Consider the following 13474-nt stretch of genomic DNA (forward strand, 5'->3'; position numbering starts at 1 on the left):
GGCTTCAGTTATACCTGTACAGCAAGTCATTTTTGTACAGGATTTTCTGGAGCTCAGCATGTCCGCGTACTTACAGCAATTCGCCGAATGCTTCGCCAGCCTCGACGGGAGTAACCTCGACACCCTTGAAAAGCTGTACAGCGAGGACATCACGTTCCGCGATCCGCTGCACCAGATACAGGGGCTGCCAGCCCTGCGGGCGTACTTCGCGCAGTTGTACGCCAACTCACACGATATCCGCTATGCCTTCTCCAGCATCGACGAAGTGATGCCTGGCCAGGGTTACCTGCGTTGGACCCTGCAGTTCCGGCACCCACGCCTGTCCCGCGGCCAGCAGCTCACCCTGCAAGGGTGCAGTTACTTGCAATGGCATGACCGGGTCCATTTTCACCAGGACTATTTCGACGCTGCAGCCCTGCTTTACGAACATGTCCCGCTCATGGGCGGTGCCATCCGCTGGCTCAAAGGCAGGCTCGCATGAGCCGCTGCTGGCTGACTGGCGCAAGCAGCGGTATCGGCGCCGCACTTGCGCAACACCTGCTGGAACAAGGCCATCAGGTTGCTCTGGGCGCAAGGCATGCCGATCGTCTTGCGCCGCTGGCTGAGCGCTTTCCCGGGCAGGTAATGCTGGCCGTTGGCGATCTTGACGACCCTGTGCAGGTAGCCGCCATCGCAACCCGTATCGAGCAGGCCTGGGGAGCACTGGACAGGGTGATTCTAAATGCGGGCACCTGCGAGTACCTGGAGCCTGGCCATTTCGACCCGGCCTTGGTCGAGCGCGTGATCCGTACCAACGTCCTGAGTGTCAGCCACTGCATGGCCGCCGCCCTGCCCTTGCTCCGCGCCGGCCATCGCCCGCATCTTGTGGTGATGGGCAGTTCGGTGACCTGGCTGGCCTTGCCCCGCGCCGGCGCCTATGGCGCATCCAAGGCAGCCCTGCGTTACCTGGTGGAGTCACAGCGCATCGACCTGGCCCGCGAGGGCATCGCTGTCACCCTCGTCAACCCAGGCTTTGTCGACACACCACTGACCCGCCGCAACGATTTCCCCATGCCACAGCTCTGGTCGGCGCAGCGCGCCGCCAGGCACATTGCCAAGCGCCTGCCCGAACGCCCGCTGGAAATCAGTTTCCCTTGGCTTTTCACCCTGGTACTGCGCCTGCTCGGCGCACTGCCGGCGCGATTTCGCCTGGCGCTGGGGCAACGCCTTGCCCGTCATGAACAGGAATGATGACCCATGCGCATAGCCATTATCGGCAGCGGCATCGCAGGTCTGTCCTGCGCTCACCTGCTGTCACGCAAGCACGAAATCACAGTGTTCGAGGCCGAGCAATGGATTGGCGGCCATACGCATACCGTCGATGTGGCCTGGCAGGGCGAACACCATGCGATAGACACCGGCTTCATCGTTTTCAACGACTGGACCTACCCACACTTCATCCGCTTGCTCGACCAACTGCAGGTCGCCTCGCGGCCGACCGAGATGAGTTTCTCCGTGCATGACCCGGTCACTGGCCTGGAATACAACGGTCACGACCTGAACACGCTGTTCGCGCAACGTCGCAACCTGGTGTCCCCAGGCTTCTGGGGCATGCTTCGGGACATTCTGCGTTTCAATCGCCAGGTGCTCACCGACCTGGATAACCAGCGTATCGATGCCAACGCTACCTTGGGTGCCTACCTTCAGGCGCAGCGCTATGGGCAGCGCTTCATCGACCATTACATCGTGCCGATGGGGTCAGCGATCTGGTCGATGTCGCGCGCCGACATGCTCGGTTTCCCCCTCGCGTTCTTTGTGCGGTTCTGTCGTAACCACGGTTTGTTGTCGGTCAACCAGCGCCCACAGTGGCGCGTGCTTGAAGGCGGTTCGCGCAGCTATGTCGGGCCGCTGTGCCGACCATTCGTTGAACGCATCCGCCTCAACTGCAAGGTTTACCAGGTCCGCCGCGACGAAGGTGGCGTCACCCTGGTGAGTGCTGCCGGCACCGAACGTTTCGACAATGTAGTGTTCGCCTGCCACAGCGACCAGGCCCTGGCACTGCTGGAAAGCCCGAGCATGCAGGAGCGGGCCGTGCTTGGCGCCATCGGCTATGCCAGCAACGACGTGGTGCTGCATACCGATACCCGTCTGCTACCCCGCCGCAGGAACGCCTGGGCCAGCTGGAACTACCGCCTCGGCGGCCCGGAGCAGGCCCCTGCCGCGCTGACCTACAACATGAACATCCTGCAAGGTATCCAGTCGTCGACAACCTTCTGCGTGAGCCTCAACCAGACCGCGCTGGTGGATCCGGCGCAGGTCATCGCCCGCTTCCGCTACGACCACCCGCAGTACAGCCTTGCCGCGTCCGCTGCGCAGGCGCGTCAGGCGCAACTGCAAGGCCGTCAACACAGTTACTTCTGTGGCGCCTATTGGGGCAATGGCTTCCACGAGGACGGGGTGGTCAGTGCGCTGAAGGTGGCCGCGCATTTCGGAGAACGACTGTGAACAGCAGCCTGTGCCTGGGCTGGGTCAGCCACCGGCGCGTGGCGCCGCGGCCCCACGCGTTCCGCTACCGCATCGGTATGTTCTACCTGGACCTGGACGAGCAAACGTGGCTGATGGGCCTGTCACGCTGGCTGGGGCGCTGGCGCCTGGCGCCGCTGAGCTGGCGCCAGACCGACTACCTGCCAGCGCAGACCCGCCGGGGCGAGACGCTGGCCCAGGCTGCACGCTTGCTGGTGCGCAAGGCCACGGGCCAGTTACCTGAAGGCCCGGTGCACCTGCTCACGCAACTGCGCTGCTGGGGGCTGTCGTTCAACCCGGTGAGCTTCTATTTCTGCCATGACCGCGACGGCCACCTGACGGCGATTCTCCTGGAGGTGCGAAACACCCCGTGGCGTGAGCGCTACCACTACGTGCTGCCGGTACAAGGGAACCTGGCCAGGCCCTTCAGCGTCGCCAAGGCCTTCCATGTATCGCCGTTCATGCCACTGAACATGGACTACCGCCTGAGTTTCTGCCTGGACGCGGACCATGTACGCATCCACATGGAGAACTGGCAAGGCGGTCGCAAGCTGTTCGAGGCCAACCTGGCCTTGCACCGCCGGCCGCTGAACAGAGCGGCCCTGAACCGATACATCCTGGCCTTCCCCTGGATGAGCCTGCGCACCCTCTCGGCCATTTACTGGCAAGCGCTACGCCTGTTGTGCAAACGCACCCCCATTCATGACCACACCGCCAGCCAGGGGAACCTGGCGCTCGGCCAAACCTGCGAGGATCTTGATGATGCCGAATCCCACCTTGAGCGTTAGCAAGTTCGCAGGCCTTGCGCCATTGCTTGGCGGGCTGGCGCGAAGCGCTGTGCTTGCCCAGCTGGGCAAGCTGCGCCAGGGCCATCTGCGCCTGCTCAGCCACGGGCAGCAATGGAGTTTCGGCGATGCCGACAGCCCCTTGCAGGCCGAGATGGAGATCCTCGATGACGCCGCCTGGGGCCTGATCGCCGGCAACGGCTCGATCGGTGCTGGCGAAGCTTACATCCACGGCTATTGGCGAAGCCCCGAGCTGGCGTTGGTGACTCGCCTGTTCGCTGCCAACCTTGAAGCACTCGATGCGCTTGAAGGTGGCCTGGCCCGCTTCGGCCGGCCTGCCCTGCGCCTGCTGCACCGGCTCAACAGGAACAGCCGGCGCGGCGCCCGGCGCAATATCCTGGCGCATTACGACTTGGGCAATGCCCTGTTCGAACGGCTGCTGGACCCGACCATGATGTATTCGGCAGCGCAATTCGAGCACCCCGGGCAGAGCCTGGAGCAGGCCCAGTTGCACAAGCTGGAGCGCATCTGCCAGAAGCTCGAACTGCGCCCTGACGACCACTTGCTGGAGGTTGGCTGCGGATGGGGCAGCCTGGCAATCCACGCCGCTACCCAGTATGGCTGCAGGGTCACCACTACGACGCTCTCGGCGGCGCAGTACTGCCATACCCTGGAACGCGTTCAGGCCCTGGGGCTGGAGCACCGTGTGAAAGTGCTTCGCGAAGACTACCGCGACCTTCGCGGCAGCTTCGACAAACTGGTTTCGATCGAGATGATCGAAGCTGTCGGCCATCGTTACCTGCCAGTGTACTTCCGCCGGTGTGCCTCGCTACTCAAGCCCGAAGGCCTGATGCTGTTGCAAGCGATCACCATCCGTGACCAGCGCTATGCCCAGGCACGGCGGTCAGTCGACTTCATTCAGCGCTACATTTTCCCGGGTGGCGCCCTGCCTTCGCTGAGCGTATTGCTCGACACCGCCAGCCGGCACACCGCACTCAATCTCATGCACATGGAAGATTTTGGCCTGGACTATGCCCACACCCTGCGGCACTGGCGAAAAAACCTGCGCCAGGCACGCTCAGAGCTGGCCGACCTTGGCTATGACGACAGGTTCCAGCGCTTGTGGGAATTCTACCTGTGTTACTGCCAAGGTGGTTTCGAGGAGCGCACCATCGGCGTTGCCCACCTGCTCTGGGCAGCGCCCCAGGCACGGCGCTCGCCCTTGCCTGACAGTGCCTGATGCCCGGCCGCTGGCTGGTCGCCAATGCCCTCTGGTTACAGGCCGGCTGGTGGGCCTGCGTGCTGGGCGCCGAACGCCCCTGGCTGTTGCTGCTGGTGATTCCGGGCCTGGCCATGCACCTGCACCTGTGCCCGGACGCCAATACCGAGGCCAAGGCGCTGTTGCGGGTAACGTTGGCTGGATGCGTGCTCGATAGCGTGCTGGGCACGCTGGGCGTGTTCGGCTTCGGCACCTGGCCACTGCCGCCTTGGCTCGCACTGCTGTGGCTGGTGCTGGCCAGCGGCATGCGCCACAGCCTGGCATGGGCCGGCAGGCATTGGCGCCGTGGTGCACTGCTGGGCGCCCTGGGCGGACCACTGGCCTATATAGGCGGCGCCAGGCTGACGGATGTCGCCTTGCCTTTGGGCCCGATGGAAACCGGCCTGCTACTGGTGCCGATTTGGGCCTGCGCCCTGCCGCTGCTTGTGCGCCTGGCGGCAAAAGGCTGATGCCTGCCAGATAGTGAACGGGGGCGGCTGCGCAGCCCATCGCCGGCAAGCCTGGCTCCCACCTCGACCGCGCCGGCCTCAAGCCATGTGCAAATATCTGTAGGAGCGGCCTTGTGTCGCGATGGGGCGCGAAGTGGCCCCAGGTTTTCAGCTTTGCACCAAAGATTGTCGGGGCCGCTGCGCGGCCCATCGCGACACAAGGCCGCTCCTACAAGGGCCAGTACTGGCTGAAGAGATATTCAAGACAGCTGCTCTCCCACTTCCACCGCGCCGGCCGCAAACCATGCCAGCGATGAGGCCCTGGCTGGCAGCACACGGCTGCCACAGGGACAGCGAAGACGTGAGGACGATGCGGTCGAGGTGGGAGCCTGGCTTGCCGGCGATGGCCGCGAAGCTGCCCCAGCACTGGCAAACGGTTTTTTATACCTCCTGCGCCGCATCGAGCAGTGCCAGAAGTGACTGGCCACGCTGCCATACCGCATCGCGACGGCTGGCCGACATGCTGTCGAGACTACGATAGACCAGCGCCAGACGCGGGTTGGCCGAAAGCAGGGTGCGATGGCGAATGAGAAAATGCCAGTACAAGGCATTGAACGGGCAGGCATTCTCCTCGACCAGCTGATCGACCCTGTAACTGCAAGCCTTGCAGTGATCGGACATGCGCTGGATGTAACGACCACTGGCGCAATAGGGTTTGGAGCCCAGATAGCCGCCATCGGCGTGCATCACCATGCCAAGCGTGTTGGGCAACTCGACCCAGTCGAAGGCATCCATGTACACCGCCAGGTACCACTCGCAAATCGCCGAAGGCACGACGCCGGCGAGCAAGGCGAAGTTGCCGGTAACCATCAGTCGCTGGATATGGTGCGCATAGCCCAGTCGCAGGGTCTGTCCGATGGCTTGTTCCATGCAGCGCATGCGGGTGCGCCCGGTCCAGTAGAACGCCGGCAACGCCCGCTCGTTGCCCAGATGATTGAGCCCGGCGTACGCCGGCATGCGCAACCAATAGATGCCTCGCACATACTCGCGCCAGCCGATCAACTGGCGGATGAAGCCCTCCGCAGCATTGAGCGGCACCCGCCCCTCGCGCCAGGCCTGGTCGACCTCATTGCACAGACAACGCACGTCCAGAAGGCCGATATTGAGTGCCGCACTGATACGCGCATGGAACAGATACGGCTCGCCCTCCGCCATCGCGTCCTGGTAGTCACCAAAAGCCGCCAGGCCGAAATCCAGAAAATGCTGCCAGAGTTGTTGCGCCTCGGCATGCGTCACGGGGTAGTCGAAGCCGTCGATGGCCCCGTAGTGGTCGCGAAAGCGCTGGCGCACCAGGGCTACCACCGCTGCGGTGATCCCGTCCTGCGCGAAATGCGCAGCAAACGGCCCACGCAGCTTGCGGGGTAACGCCTTGCGATTGTCGCCATCAAAATTCCAGGCGCCACCCGCCGGCCGGCCGTCAGTTTCCATAAGCAGGCCGGTTCGCTTGCGCATGCCACGGTAGAAGTGCTCCATACGCAGCTGGCGACGCTCCCGAGCCCAGCGCGCGAAGGCTTCGCGAGAGCACAGAAAACGTGTGTCCCGATGCCATACAAGCGGTAATGCAGCATCGCGCAACGCCTGCTCCAGGCGCCACTCACCGCACTCGGTGAGGTGGATGTGCGTGGCCCCCAAGGCGTGATGCCAGCGCTGCAATTCGCCAACGATGCTACCGCTGTTGCCGTCAGCGTCGAGCTCCACATAATGCACTCGCCAACCGCGCTCACGCAGTGCCTGGGCGAAGTGACGCATGGCGCTGAATATCAGTACGATCTTCAGCGGATGATGCGGCACATACCGGGCTTCCTCCTGAACTTCCGCCATCAGCACCGCATCGCGGGCAGGGTCGAGAGCGGCCAGGCTTGCCAGGTCGAACGACAGCTGGTCACCCAGCACCAGGCCCAGGCGCATCGCTCGTGCTACCAATCGCGAGTCAGCGTCACACGCAGCGGCGCATCAGGGCCGTCACGGTGCACGCATATTTCATCCTGCACCACCTGCGGTACCAGCCGTTCAGGTTCCTTTGCTTCGCCGGTCGAGACCAGTTGGACACGCGCGATCAGATTCATGGTTTACCCTCTAGCAGACGCTGGCGCAGTTGTGGATCCCTGGCTCGCGGATCAAGCCAGATGGCAAAGAATGCCCGGGCAAACACCGGGTCGGCGATTGCGCGGCTGAGTTTGCCATCGACATAGAAGCGGCAGCCCTGCCCCGGCAGGTACAAGCCGGTGATGTGCATGCCAGGACGCACATCCACAAATGCCTGCTCCATTGCCGCGCTCCACGCCGCGCGCCGCTGCGGCGTCACGCTATCGGCATCCAGGCGGCGCATTTCCTCGAGGCTGGTCTGTACCAGCATGTCCTTGGACAATGCCCGGTGATAGACGAGCTCCAAGGCAAAAGGTCGGTTCCAGTCCTGAACCGGGCCCGCTGCCCATAACTGGGCGGTGTAAAGCCGCAGGCCAAACCAGGTGAACTCACCGACACCCAGCCGTTGTGCCCCCGGCAGCTCGGTTCGCCAGCCCGCCGTGGTCGACAGGGCAGTCAGTAGCAGGCATAGGCCGGTCCAACGAGCAAGACGCGCCATACAGACCCTCAAGCGCCGCTAAATACTGTACGATATTATCATTATGTACAGATATTTGATGGCATTGCATAGATTTTGAGGTGTGCATCTGGATGACTGAATGGTGACCACGCCTGCAAGTGTGAATCTTGTGGTTCAGCATCTCGCCAACAGTGCGGCGTAAATGCGCCCTCACAGCAGGCGCCTGCCGCCAATCAAGCGCGATCTCGTATCTAATGATCTTGCACAACCTGATCAGGCTGCATGCCCATACTCGCGAGAAAAACATCGGTATCCTGATTGGTCCGCAGGCAGACCACGCGACAGCCCGATGGGGCCGTCGCCACGAGTCGCTTCATCGCCTCGCGAGACGAGGTTTTCGTCCGCCACATGAACCTGAAAAACTCCGGCAAGTTGGCCAGTAATTCCGGGCAGTTGTCCGGCAAGTCAGGCCGGGGTCGACCGCGGTTCAACATCGTTCTGAGGAGAACGCGCCAGAAGCGAAGCGGCGCCGAGCGATCAATCCATATCAACATGTCAGCGCGGGCGAGCCGGTTGTTCCAGGTCGTCGAATGCCCGCCTTCGAAGATCCAGCGCTCACGGGCCTCAATCTCATGACAAAGACGCGTTTTCTCGTCCCGGCTCCGCTCCACCCACCCTGGCTGCCAATGAATCGTGTCGATATGCACAACTGGCAGGCCTGTGCGCTCGCCAAGCTTGCGCGCCAGGGTACTTTTCCCAGACCCTGGCTGACCAATGATCATCACCCGTTGCATTGAAGCTCCCTCTAGCCATGCCTGCTGAATTTCGGGCGCGCGATTCTACGGCAATGGGCAACGCGGTCAACTGCAAGTGTGCTATGGCCGGGCATCAGACTACATGGCGCTAACGTCCGCCATGGGGCGTTAGCAGCCATTCGCGACTGACCGCTAACGACCCATTGCGGACGTCCGTCAGAGACTGCTTTCGGCTCATACCCGTCGTTCAGAAGGGGCCGCAAAGGCCTGAAACAGACTGTAGGCAATACTAGGGCGGTCTCTGAAGTACTGCGTTTGCATGTTGAGTCATAGGTCATCACGTTTTAGCGGCAGGTTTGAGTCGGAAGCTGACGCCCATACGGTTAAAAGCGTTCATTGCGGCAATGGCCGCTGTCAGGTCGACAAGGTCCTTTTCGGCAAACATTGCCGATGCTGCTGCGTAAGCTTCGTCGGATACATGTGTCTCGCTTACCCGCGTGACTTCTTCTGCCCAGGCCAATGCTGAGCGCTCCTGATCCGAGAACAAATAGTGCGCTTCATGCCATACTGGTACTAACAGCACTTTGTCCACTGAAATACCTGCTTTGATCAGATCGCGTGAGTGCAGATCGATGCAATGGGCGCAGCCGTTGATTTGAGACACCCTGAGAAACACGAGGTGAATCAACGGGGCTGGCAAATTTGTCGCGGTGGTCACGAAATGATGCAGCCCGCCAAGGGCCTTGGCTGCACCAGGCGAAGCTTCAAACCAATTGAGTCGACTCATGATTTCTTTTCCTGTCTTTGAGCAATGAAGAGGGTGACATGCGGATTGCCGCTTGACGGCACACCGCCCAGCTAATGTGCAAACCTATACGCTTGAATTCGATGATGTTCTTAAAGCGGGCTGCAGACTTGATCCACTCCATGGCTATCCCTACCAAAGAACGTCTGCACCTCACCGTACCCTGTTTCCCTCCCAGTATTCAGTGACTCCACACCCTTGGCGGTACCTTCAACGGTGAAGTAGTACACGTGATTGAGACCGATGGTGGCGAGGACGGCGGACAGGTAGGGTCGCAGAAAGTCGGGTTGACGGGCATGCTGGCCGCTGATGTAGCCCCCGCAAGCTATTGCGACGTAAACCGGACGATCCGTCAGCGATCCGACTTTGCCTTTGGCGGTGCCCAGAAACGTTTTGCCCACGCGTACCACCTGGTCGATCCACATCTTGAGTGGGGCGGGCACGCTGTAGTTGTGCATCGGCGTGGCAATCAGCAGTACGTCGCATGCCTGCAGTTGGTCGATCAACTCGTCGGAACGGCTCAACGTACCCTCCTGACCGCTTGCTATGACTACGCGCTGATTGGCTAACGCCTGGGCGTAAGGCGCATCGACTGGGGCCAAGGAGTTGAGGTCTAAATCGGTCAACTGGATACCCCTTCTGCCGGCCTGACTGGCCAAGGCAAACAGGATCTGCTGGGACAGTTTCAGACTTTCCGAATCCTCTGCATTGGGGCTGGCGACCAGGCGAAGAATGCGCAAAGGAGCAAGTGGCTGTTGTGACGATGTCATGAGGTTCGCCTCCTTGGATGTGCGTGCGGGTTATGGCGTATCGAACTGTTTCTGAAAGCGCAGTGCACCCGTCAACAGGCCTTCACGGAAGTAGAAGCGTTGCGCGCGGGCGTTGGCCAAACCCGTGTCGAGCACCAGGCGTGCACAACCGCTGGCGCGGGCCAGTCGCTCCAAGGCTTGCAATAAGCGCGAGCCCCACTGACCTCCCCGCTGAGCCTCGGCGGTTACAAGGTCATCGACATACAGGAATGCGCCGTAGACCAGGTTTTCCTGTAAGCGGTAACCAGCCAGTGCCACAAGAACGCCTAAGTCATAAGCACCAATCAGGCGATAGCCTTCAACGCGCATACGCTCGATGCGGCTGACGAAGTCAGCTTCGCTCGTCAGATGAGGGCGCAATTGCTGCATTACCGGGAATGCGCTGCAGAGGTCATGGGTGCTGTCCAGGGGGCGCAGGGACGTGTCGGCCAGGTCGAGCACGCTGGGTATGAAGTTGTGCAAAGGGGATGTCATGGGAGTTGCCCTCATGAGTAGGTGATGGCGCTATATTGGACTACCATTGACCCACTTGATTGAGCCAAGAAATGGGATATGAACTAGGCCATGATGACCTCCCCCAAGCCGCCTTTTGCTCCCTTGGAAGAGCAGTCTGCCTTGCCTCTGTATCGTCAACTGTACGACCGCGTACTGGCCGCCGTTGCCGCAGGCACGTTGTCCCCCGGTGACCGCTTGCCGTCGGCGCGCGCCATGGCCAAGGAGCTGGGGGTGGCCCGTGGCACCGTCGAATTGGCCTATTCGCTGCTGGCCAGCGAGGGTTACCTCCTGGCGCTCGGGCAGAAAGGCACCGTAATCAATCCTGAACTGCAGAAGCCCGTGTCGGAGGCCACCGCATTACCAGTCAGCAGCCAAGTGATCGAAGACGCACCTGATTCGCTCTGGCGTCCACCGCAGCTGTTGCCGTTCCAGATGGGGGTACCGGCGCTGGATGCATTTCCGCGCAAGATATGGGCGCGTCTCGGTGCTCGGTATCTCCGTGGGATGCGTCTTGGAGATCTGGACTATCCGGCACCCCACGGCCTGGCAGCGTTGCGCAGCGCCATTGCTTCGTATCTGCAGGTGTCCCGAGGTATCGATTGCGGTGCCCATCAGGTGTTTATCACCAGCGGTTGGCGCAATAGCCTGTCCTTAGTCGCACATACCCTGTTGCAGCCAGGCGAGTGCGCCTGGGTGGAAGACCCGGGCTATCCCACTACGCGCCAGGTGCTTCGCCAGTTCGGCCTGGACCTGGAAGCGGTGCCGGTTGATGCCGAAGGCATGAACGTAGAACACGCCATCGCGGGTTCTCGGACTGCTCAGGTCGTCATGGTGACACCAGGGCATCAGAGCCCGCTGTCGATGGCACTGTCGCTGCCACGCCGGCAACTGCTACTCGATTGGGCTGCCCGCACCGGTGGCTGGATTGTCGAGGACGATTACGACGGCGAGTACCGCTACGTCAGCCGTCCACTTCCAGCGCTGGCCAGCTTGGATCGCCATGGGCGCGTGCTGTATGCCGGCACCTTCAGCAAGGTGCTGTTTCCCGGTATTCGCCTGGCTTATCTGGTGGTGCCGCAGGCGCAGGTGGCAGCGTTCGAGCGCGTCGGCCGGGCCTTGTTTGCTGCCGGGTCACCGTCAATTACCCAGGCTTTGGTGGCGGAGTTCGTTGCCGAGGGACACTTCGCTCGGCATATCCAACGCATGCGCCGCCTCTACAACGAGCGACGGGCATTGACCATCGAAGCACTGGACCGGAGTTTGCCGAAGGGTCTGCAGGTGGAACGCTCGCCAGGCGGCATGCACTTAGTACTGCGTTTGCCGGAGGACGTAAGCGACACCGCCCTGGCCGAGCAGGTGCTGGCCAGGGGTATGTCGGTACAAGCGTTGTCGCGCTGGGCTGCGTCATCGCAGCGTCAGTCAGGTCTGCTCCTGAGTTTTACCAACTGCGCCACGACGGCTCCAGGCGAGCAGCTTGGCGCGTTGATCAGCAAGTTACTCAGTTGAGGTTGGCCTTGTTCAGGCCGAACAGCTCATCGGACGAGCCGGGGATCGCCTGGAAGGCCACATTGAGGCGATTCCAGCCATTGATGGCGACGATTAGGAACGACAAATCCGACAGCTCCTGCTCGGAAAACTGCTCAAGCGCACTCGCATACAGGCTGTTGGAGATACCATGAGGCGGCAGTTGGGTTAGGGCTTCAGTCCACTCCAGCGCCGCCCGCTCTACTGGCGAAAACAGCCCTGACTCACGCCATACGGCCACGTGGTGAAGACGCAGCTCGCGCTCGCCATGGATCTTGGCCTCTTTCACATGCATATCCACGCAGAACGCACAGCCGTTGAGCTGCGAAGCGCGCAACATGATCAGGTGGGCAAGATCGGCCAGTGGCGGTTTCTTGCTCAGTTGTAGGGTGAGTTCCACCAGTTTGTTGGACGCTTGGGGAGACAGCTTGAAGTAATCAAGGCGGTTGTTCATGGGTAGTTGCTCGCAGTGGGTGGAGTTTGTTGGAGCCCACTGTAGCAACGCTTGGAATAGCCCCACAGGGCCAAGATGGTAGCTTCGAACTAGGCCATGTCTGTATCGAAGTACGCCATGAACACCCATCGAGCGGTATGGTCGAAGGGGCGCTATAGGCCGTTCATTGCCCTCCGCGAATGGCCGCAATGGGTCGAAAGCAGCCCGTCGCGAATGACTGCTTGCGCCCTTGCGGCCCCTCAGGAAAGATAGCAATCGGCCACTAGTTGACGCTGCCCCTTGCTGGCTCACTGCGAAGTGCGGTCCAGGCCAGAGCGGCGATCCAGGCGACGGAAACGCCGTAATTGAGTCGCTGGTACAGGCCAAACCCGTGACCGTCACTGAATGCCTTGGCCATCAATGCAACAGTCGCGAGAGCAAGGATTACACAGAGTGCCGAGAACCATTTGAACCCGGTCGATGACAGCAGTCTCTTGCTCAAGAAAAACCACAGACCGCTAGCCATCGTCAGCGAAAGAAACATCACCATTCCGGCAATGTTGTGTAGCTGTTGAGAAGGTGAAGGCTGCGCAGGTACGCATCCCGCATCACAGGAGAAGAAACCTGTGGCGAAACTAGCCAAGCCGTGGAGCAATATGAACGCGGCGCTGACCAGAGCCAAACGCGAACCTGCGTACCGCCGCGCCAGACCCAAAGCGAAAAGCCCGAACAGTACCCCCAAGGGAAAATTGTTCACCCATGCAGAATAGCTGTGGGTGGGAGCCCCAACCGCTCCTAGCTGGCTCATCGCCTGTTCGAAGTGGCTGTAACCGGGGTAGCCAAACGAGGTAAGCAACACTCCAGCGAAGAGCCAGAATGGAATCAGTAGCCCCAAGCTCAGCAATCTCTGGTCAGTGGTATCCACGGCACAGCTCTCCTTGGTCATGGCAGTGATCGATCCGTCTCTCACGAAATGCCTGATTCTAGAGGGGCCGCCGGCCGATGCGCCATCGATTTTCTTGCAAAACAGCTTGCGCATGCGTCACCTGTAGCC

Annotated in this window: 16 protein-coding genes; 7 read left to right on the top strand and 9 right to left on the bottom strand. The window is 61.3% G+C overall.

The window, feature by feature from the left end; all coding sequences use genetic code 11:
* Window positions 1-58 precede the first annotated feature (58 nt).
* The 6 genes from R9B85_RS00475 to R9B85_RS00500 are packed head-to-tail and all read left to right on the top strand — an operon-like array spanning window position 59 to window position 5015.
* On the top strand, window positions 59-481 hold the full coding sequence (locus R9B85_RS00475; protein WP_112253369.1) for a nuclear transport factor 2 family protein: 423 nt from the start codon (window positions 59-61) through the stop codon (window positions 479-481).
* On the top strand, window positions 478-1230 hold the full coding sequence (locus R9B85_RS00480) for an SDR family NAD(P)-dependent oxidoreductase (RefSeq protein WP_207877881.1): 753 nt from the start codon (window positions 478-480) through the stop codon (window positions 1228-1230). The genes R9B85_RS00475 and R9B85_RS00480 overlap by 4 nt, the downstream gene beginning before the upstream one ends.
* 6 nt (window positions 1231-1236) lie before the next feature.
* A complete protein-coding gene (locus tag R9B85_RS00485; RefSeq protein ID WP_112253367.1) occupies window positions 1237-2484 on the top strand; it encodes an NAD(P)/FAD-dependent oxidoreductase in 1248 nt (415 codons plus the stop codon).
* A complete protein-coding gene (locus R9B85_RS00490) occupies window positions 2481-3290 on the top strand; it encodes a DUF1365 domain-containing protein (RefSeq protein WP_375149424.1) in 810 nt (269 codons plus the stop codon). The genes R9B85_RS00485 and R9B85_RS00490 overlap by 4 nt, the downstream gene beginning before the upstream one ends.
* Window positions 3265-4527 (top strand): SAM-dependent methyltransferase, encoded by a 1263-nt coding sequence (locus R9B85_RS00495; RefSeq protein ID WP_112253365.1) that lies wholly within the window; start codon window positions 3265-3267, stop codon window positions 4525-4527. Before R9B85_RS00490 ends, R9B85_RS00495 begins: the two co-directional genes overlap by 26 nt.
* Window positions 4527-5015 carry a DUF2878 domain-containing protein gene (locus R9B85_RS00500; RefSeq protein WP_423770719.1) on the top strand — a complete coding sequence of 163 codons (489 nt, stop codon included), beginning with the start codon at window positions 4527-4529 and terminating at the stop codon, window positions 5013-5015. The genes R9B85_RS00495 and R9B85_RS00500 overlap by 1 nt, the downstream gene beginning before the upstream one ends.
* 420 nt (window positions 5016-5435) lie before the next feature.
* On the opposite strand, the gene R9B85_RS00505 is transcribed toward R9B85_RS00500, so the two are convergent.
* From R9B85_RS00505 to R9B85_RS00535, 7 genes are all read right to left on the bottom strand, one after another.
* Complete coding sequence (locus tag R9B85_RS00505; protein ID WP_207877916.1) at window positions 5436-6962, bottom strand: cryptochrome/photolyase family protein; 1527 nt, start codon at window positions 6960-6962, stop codon at window positions 5436-5438.
* A gap of 8 nt (window positions 6963-6970) precedes the next feature.
* Window positions 6971-7120: a hypothetical protein gene (locus R9B85_RS00510; protein ID WP_423770720.1), complete on the bottom strand. Its 150-nt coding sequence runs from the start codon at window positions 7118-7120 to the stop codon at window positions 6971-6973.
* Window positions 7117-7638, bottom strand: coding sequence for a chalcone isomerase family protein (locus R9B85_RS00515; RefSeq protein WP_112253362.1), 522 nt, complete (start codon window positions 7636-7638; stop codon window positions 7117-7119). The genes R9B85_RS00510 and R9B85_RS00515 overlap by 4 nt, the downstream gene beginning before the upstream one ends.
* Before the next feature lie 212 nt (window positions 7639-7850).
* Entirely contained in the window at window positions 7851-8393 is a 543-nt protein-coding gene (locus tag R9B85_RS00520; RefSeq protein ID WP_313854984.1) for an AAA family ATPase, read from the bottom strand.
* Window positions 8394-8691: 298 nt separating this feature from the next.
* On the bottom strand, window positions 8692-9141 hold the full coding sequence (locus R9B85_RS00525) for a carboxymuconolactone decarboxylase family protein (RefSeq protein ID WP_023532827.1): 450 nt from the start codon (window positions 9139-9141) through the stop codon (window positions 8692-8694).
* 110 nt (window positions 9142-9251) lie between these two features.
* Window positions 9252-9929, bottom strand: a complete 678-nt coding sequence (locus R9B85_RS00530; RefSeq protein WP_023532703.1) for an FMN-dependent NADH-azoreductase — start codon at window positions 9927-9929, stop codon at window positions 9252-9254.
* 30 nt (window positions 9930-9959) lie between these two features.
* Window positions 9960-10442: a GNAT family N-acetyltransferase gene (locus R9B85_RS00535; RefSeq protein WP_023532427.1), complete on the bottom strand. Its 483-nt coding sequence runs from the start codon at window positions 10440-10442 to the stop codon at window positions 9960-9962.
* 90 nt (window positions 10443-10532) lie between these two features.
* Between R9B85_RS00535 and R9B85_RS00540 the strand changes: the two genes are divergently transcribed.
* The gene (locus tag R9B85_RS00540; protein ID WP_033728313.1) at window positions 10533-11969 is read left to right on the top strand and encodes a PLP-dependent aminotransferase family protein; all 1437 of its coding nucleotides are present in this window, start codon (window positions 10533-10535) and stop codon (window positions 11967-11969) included.
* On the opposite strand, the gene R9B85_RS00545 is transcribed toward R9B85_RS00540, so the two are convergent.
* Both R9B85_RS00545 and R9B85_RS00550 read right to left on the bottom strand, forming a co-directional pair.
* Window positions 11962-12441, bottom strand: coding sequence for a carboxymuconolactone decarboxylase family protein (locus tag R9B85_RS00545; RefSeq protein ID WP_023532684.1), 480 nt, complete (start codon window positions 12439-12441; stop codon window positions 11962-11964). The two genes, R9B85_RS00540 and R9B85_RS00545, sit on opposite strands and share 8 nt — an antisense overlap.
* Window positions 12442-12703: 262 nt before the next feature.
* On the bottom strand, window positions 12704-13366 hold the full coding sequence (locus tag R9B85_RS00550) for a DUF998 domain-containing protein (RefSeq protein ID WP_423771048.1): 663 nt from the start codon (window positions 13364-13366) through the stop codon (window positions 12704-12706).
* Window positions 13367-13474: the final 108 nt, after the last annotated feature.

Origin of the sequence: Pseudomonas sp. NLJ1, assembly GCF_049486705.1 — a bacterium.
Taxonomy (GTDB): Bacteria; Pseudomonadota; Gammaproteobacteria; order Pseudomonadales; family Pseudomonadaceae; genus Aquipseudomonas; species Aquipseudomonas inefficax.

Coding starts and splice junctions, on each gene's coding strand:
- R9B85_RS00530 (WP_023532703.1), bottom strand. CDS start 9,929: ATGACATCGTCACAACAGCCACTTGCTCCTTTGCGCATTCTTCGCCTG.
- R9B85_RS00475 (WP_112253369.1), top strand. CDS start 59: ATGTCCGCGTACTTACAGCAATTCGCCGAATGCTTCGCCAGCCTCGAC.
- R9B85_RS00540 (WP_033728313.1), top strand. CDS start 10,533: ATGATGACCTCCCCCAAGCCGCCTTTTGCTCCCTTGGAAGAGCAGTCT.
- R9B85_RS00480 (WP_207877881.1), top strand. CDS start 478: ATGAGCCGCTGCTGGCTGACTGGCGCAAGCAGCGGTATCGGCGCCGCA.
- R9B85_RS00485 (WP_112253367.1), top strand. CDS start 1,237: ATGCGCATAGCCATTATCGGCAGCGGCATCGCAGGTCTGTCCTGCGCT.
- R9B85_RS00520 (WP_313854984.1), bottom strand. CDS start 8,393: ATGCAACGGGTGATGATCATTGGTCAGCCAGGGTCTGGGAAAAGTACC.
- R9B85_RS00495 (WP_112253365.1), top strand. CDS start 3,265: ATGCCGAATCCCACCTTGAGCGTTAGCAAGTTCGCAGGCCTTGCGCCA.
- R9B85_RS00545 (WP_023532684.1), bottom strand. CDS start 12,441: ATGAACAACCGCCTTGATTACTTCAAGCTGTCTCCCCAAGCGTCCAAC.
- R9B85_RS00505 (WP_207877916.1), bottom strand. CDS start 6,962: ATGCGCCTGGGCCTGGTGCTGGGTGACCAGCTGTCGTTCGACCTGGCA.
- R9B85_RS00500 (WP_423770719.1), top strand. CDS start 4,527: ATGCCCGGCCGCTGGCTGGTCGCCAATGCCCTCTGGTTACAGGCCGGC.
- R9B85_RS00525 (WP_023532827.1), bottom strand. CDS start 9,141: ATGAGTCGACTCAATTGGTTTGAAGCTTCGCCTGGTGCAGCCAAGGCC.
- R9B85_RS00535 (WP_023532427.1), bottom strand. CDS start 10,442: ATGACATCCCCTTTGCACAACTTCATACCCAGCGTGCTCGACCTGGCC.
- R9B85_RS00510 (WP_423770720.1), bottom strand. CDS start 7,120: ATGAATCTGATCGCGCGTGTCCAACTGGTCTCGACCGGCGAAGCAAAG.
- R9B85_RS00550 (WP_423771048.1), bottom strand. CDS start 13,366: ATGACCAAGGAGAGCTGTGCCGTGGATACCACTGACCAGAGATTGCTG.
- R9B85_RS00515 (WP_112253362.1), bottom strand. CDS start 7,638: ATGGCGCGTCTTGCTCGTTGGACCGGCCTATGCCTGCTACTGACTGCC.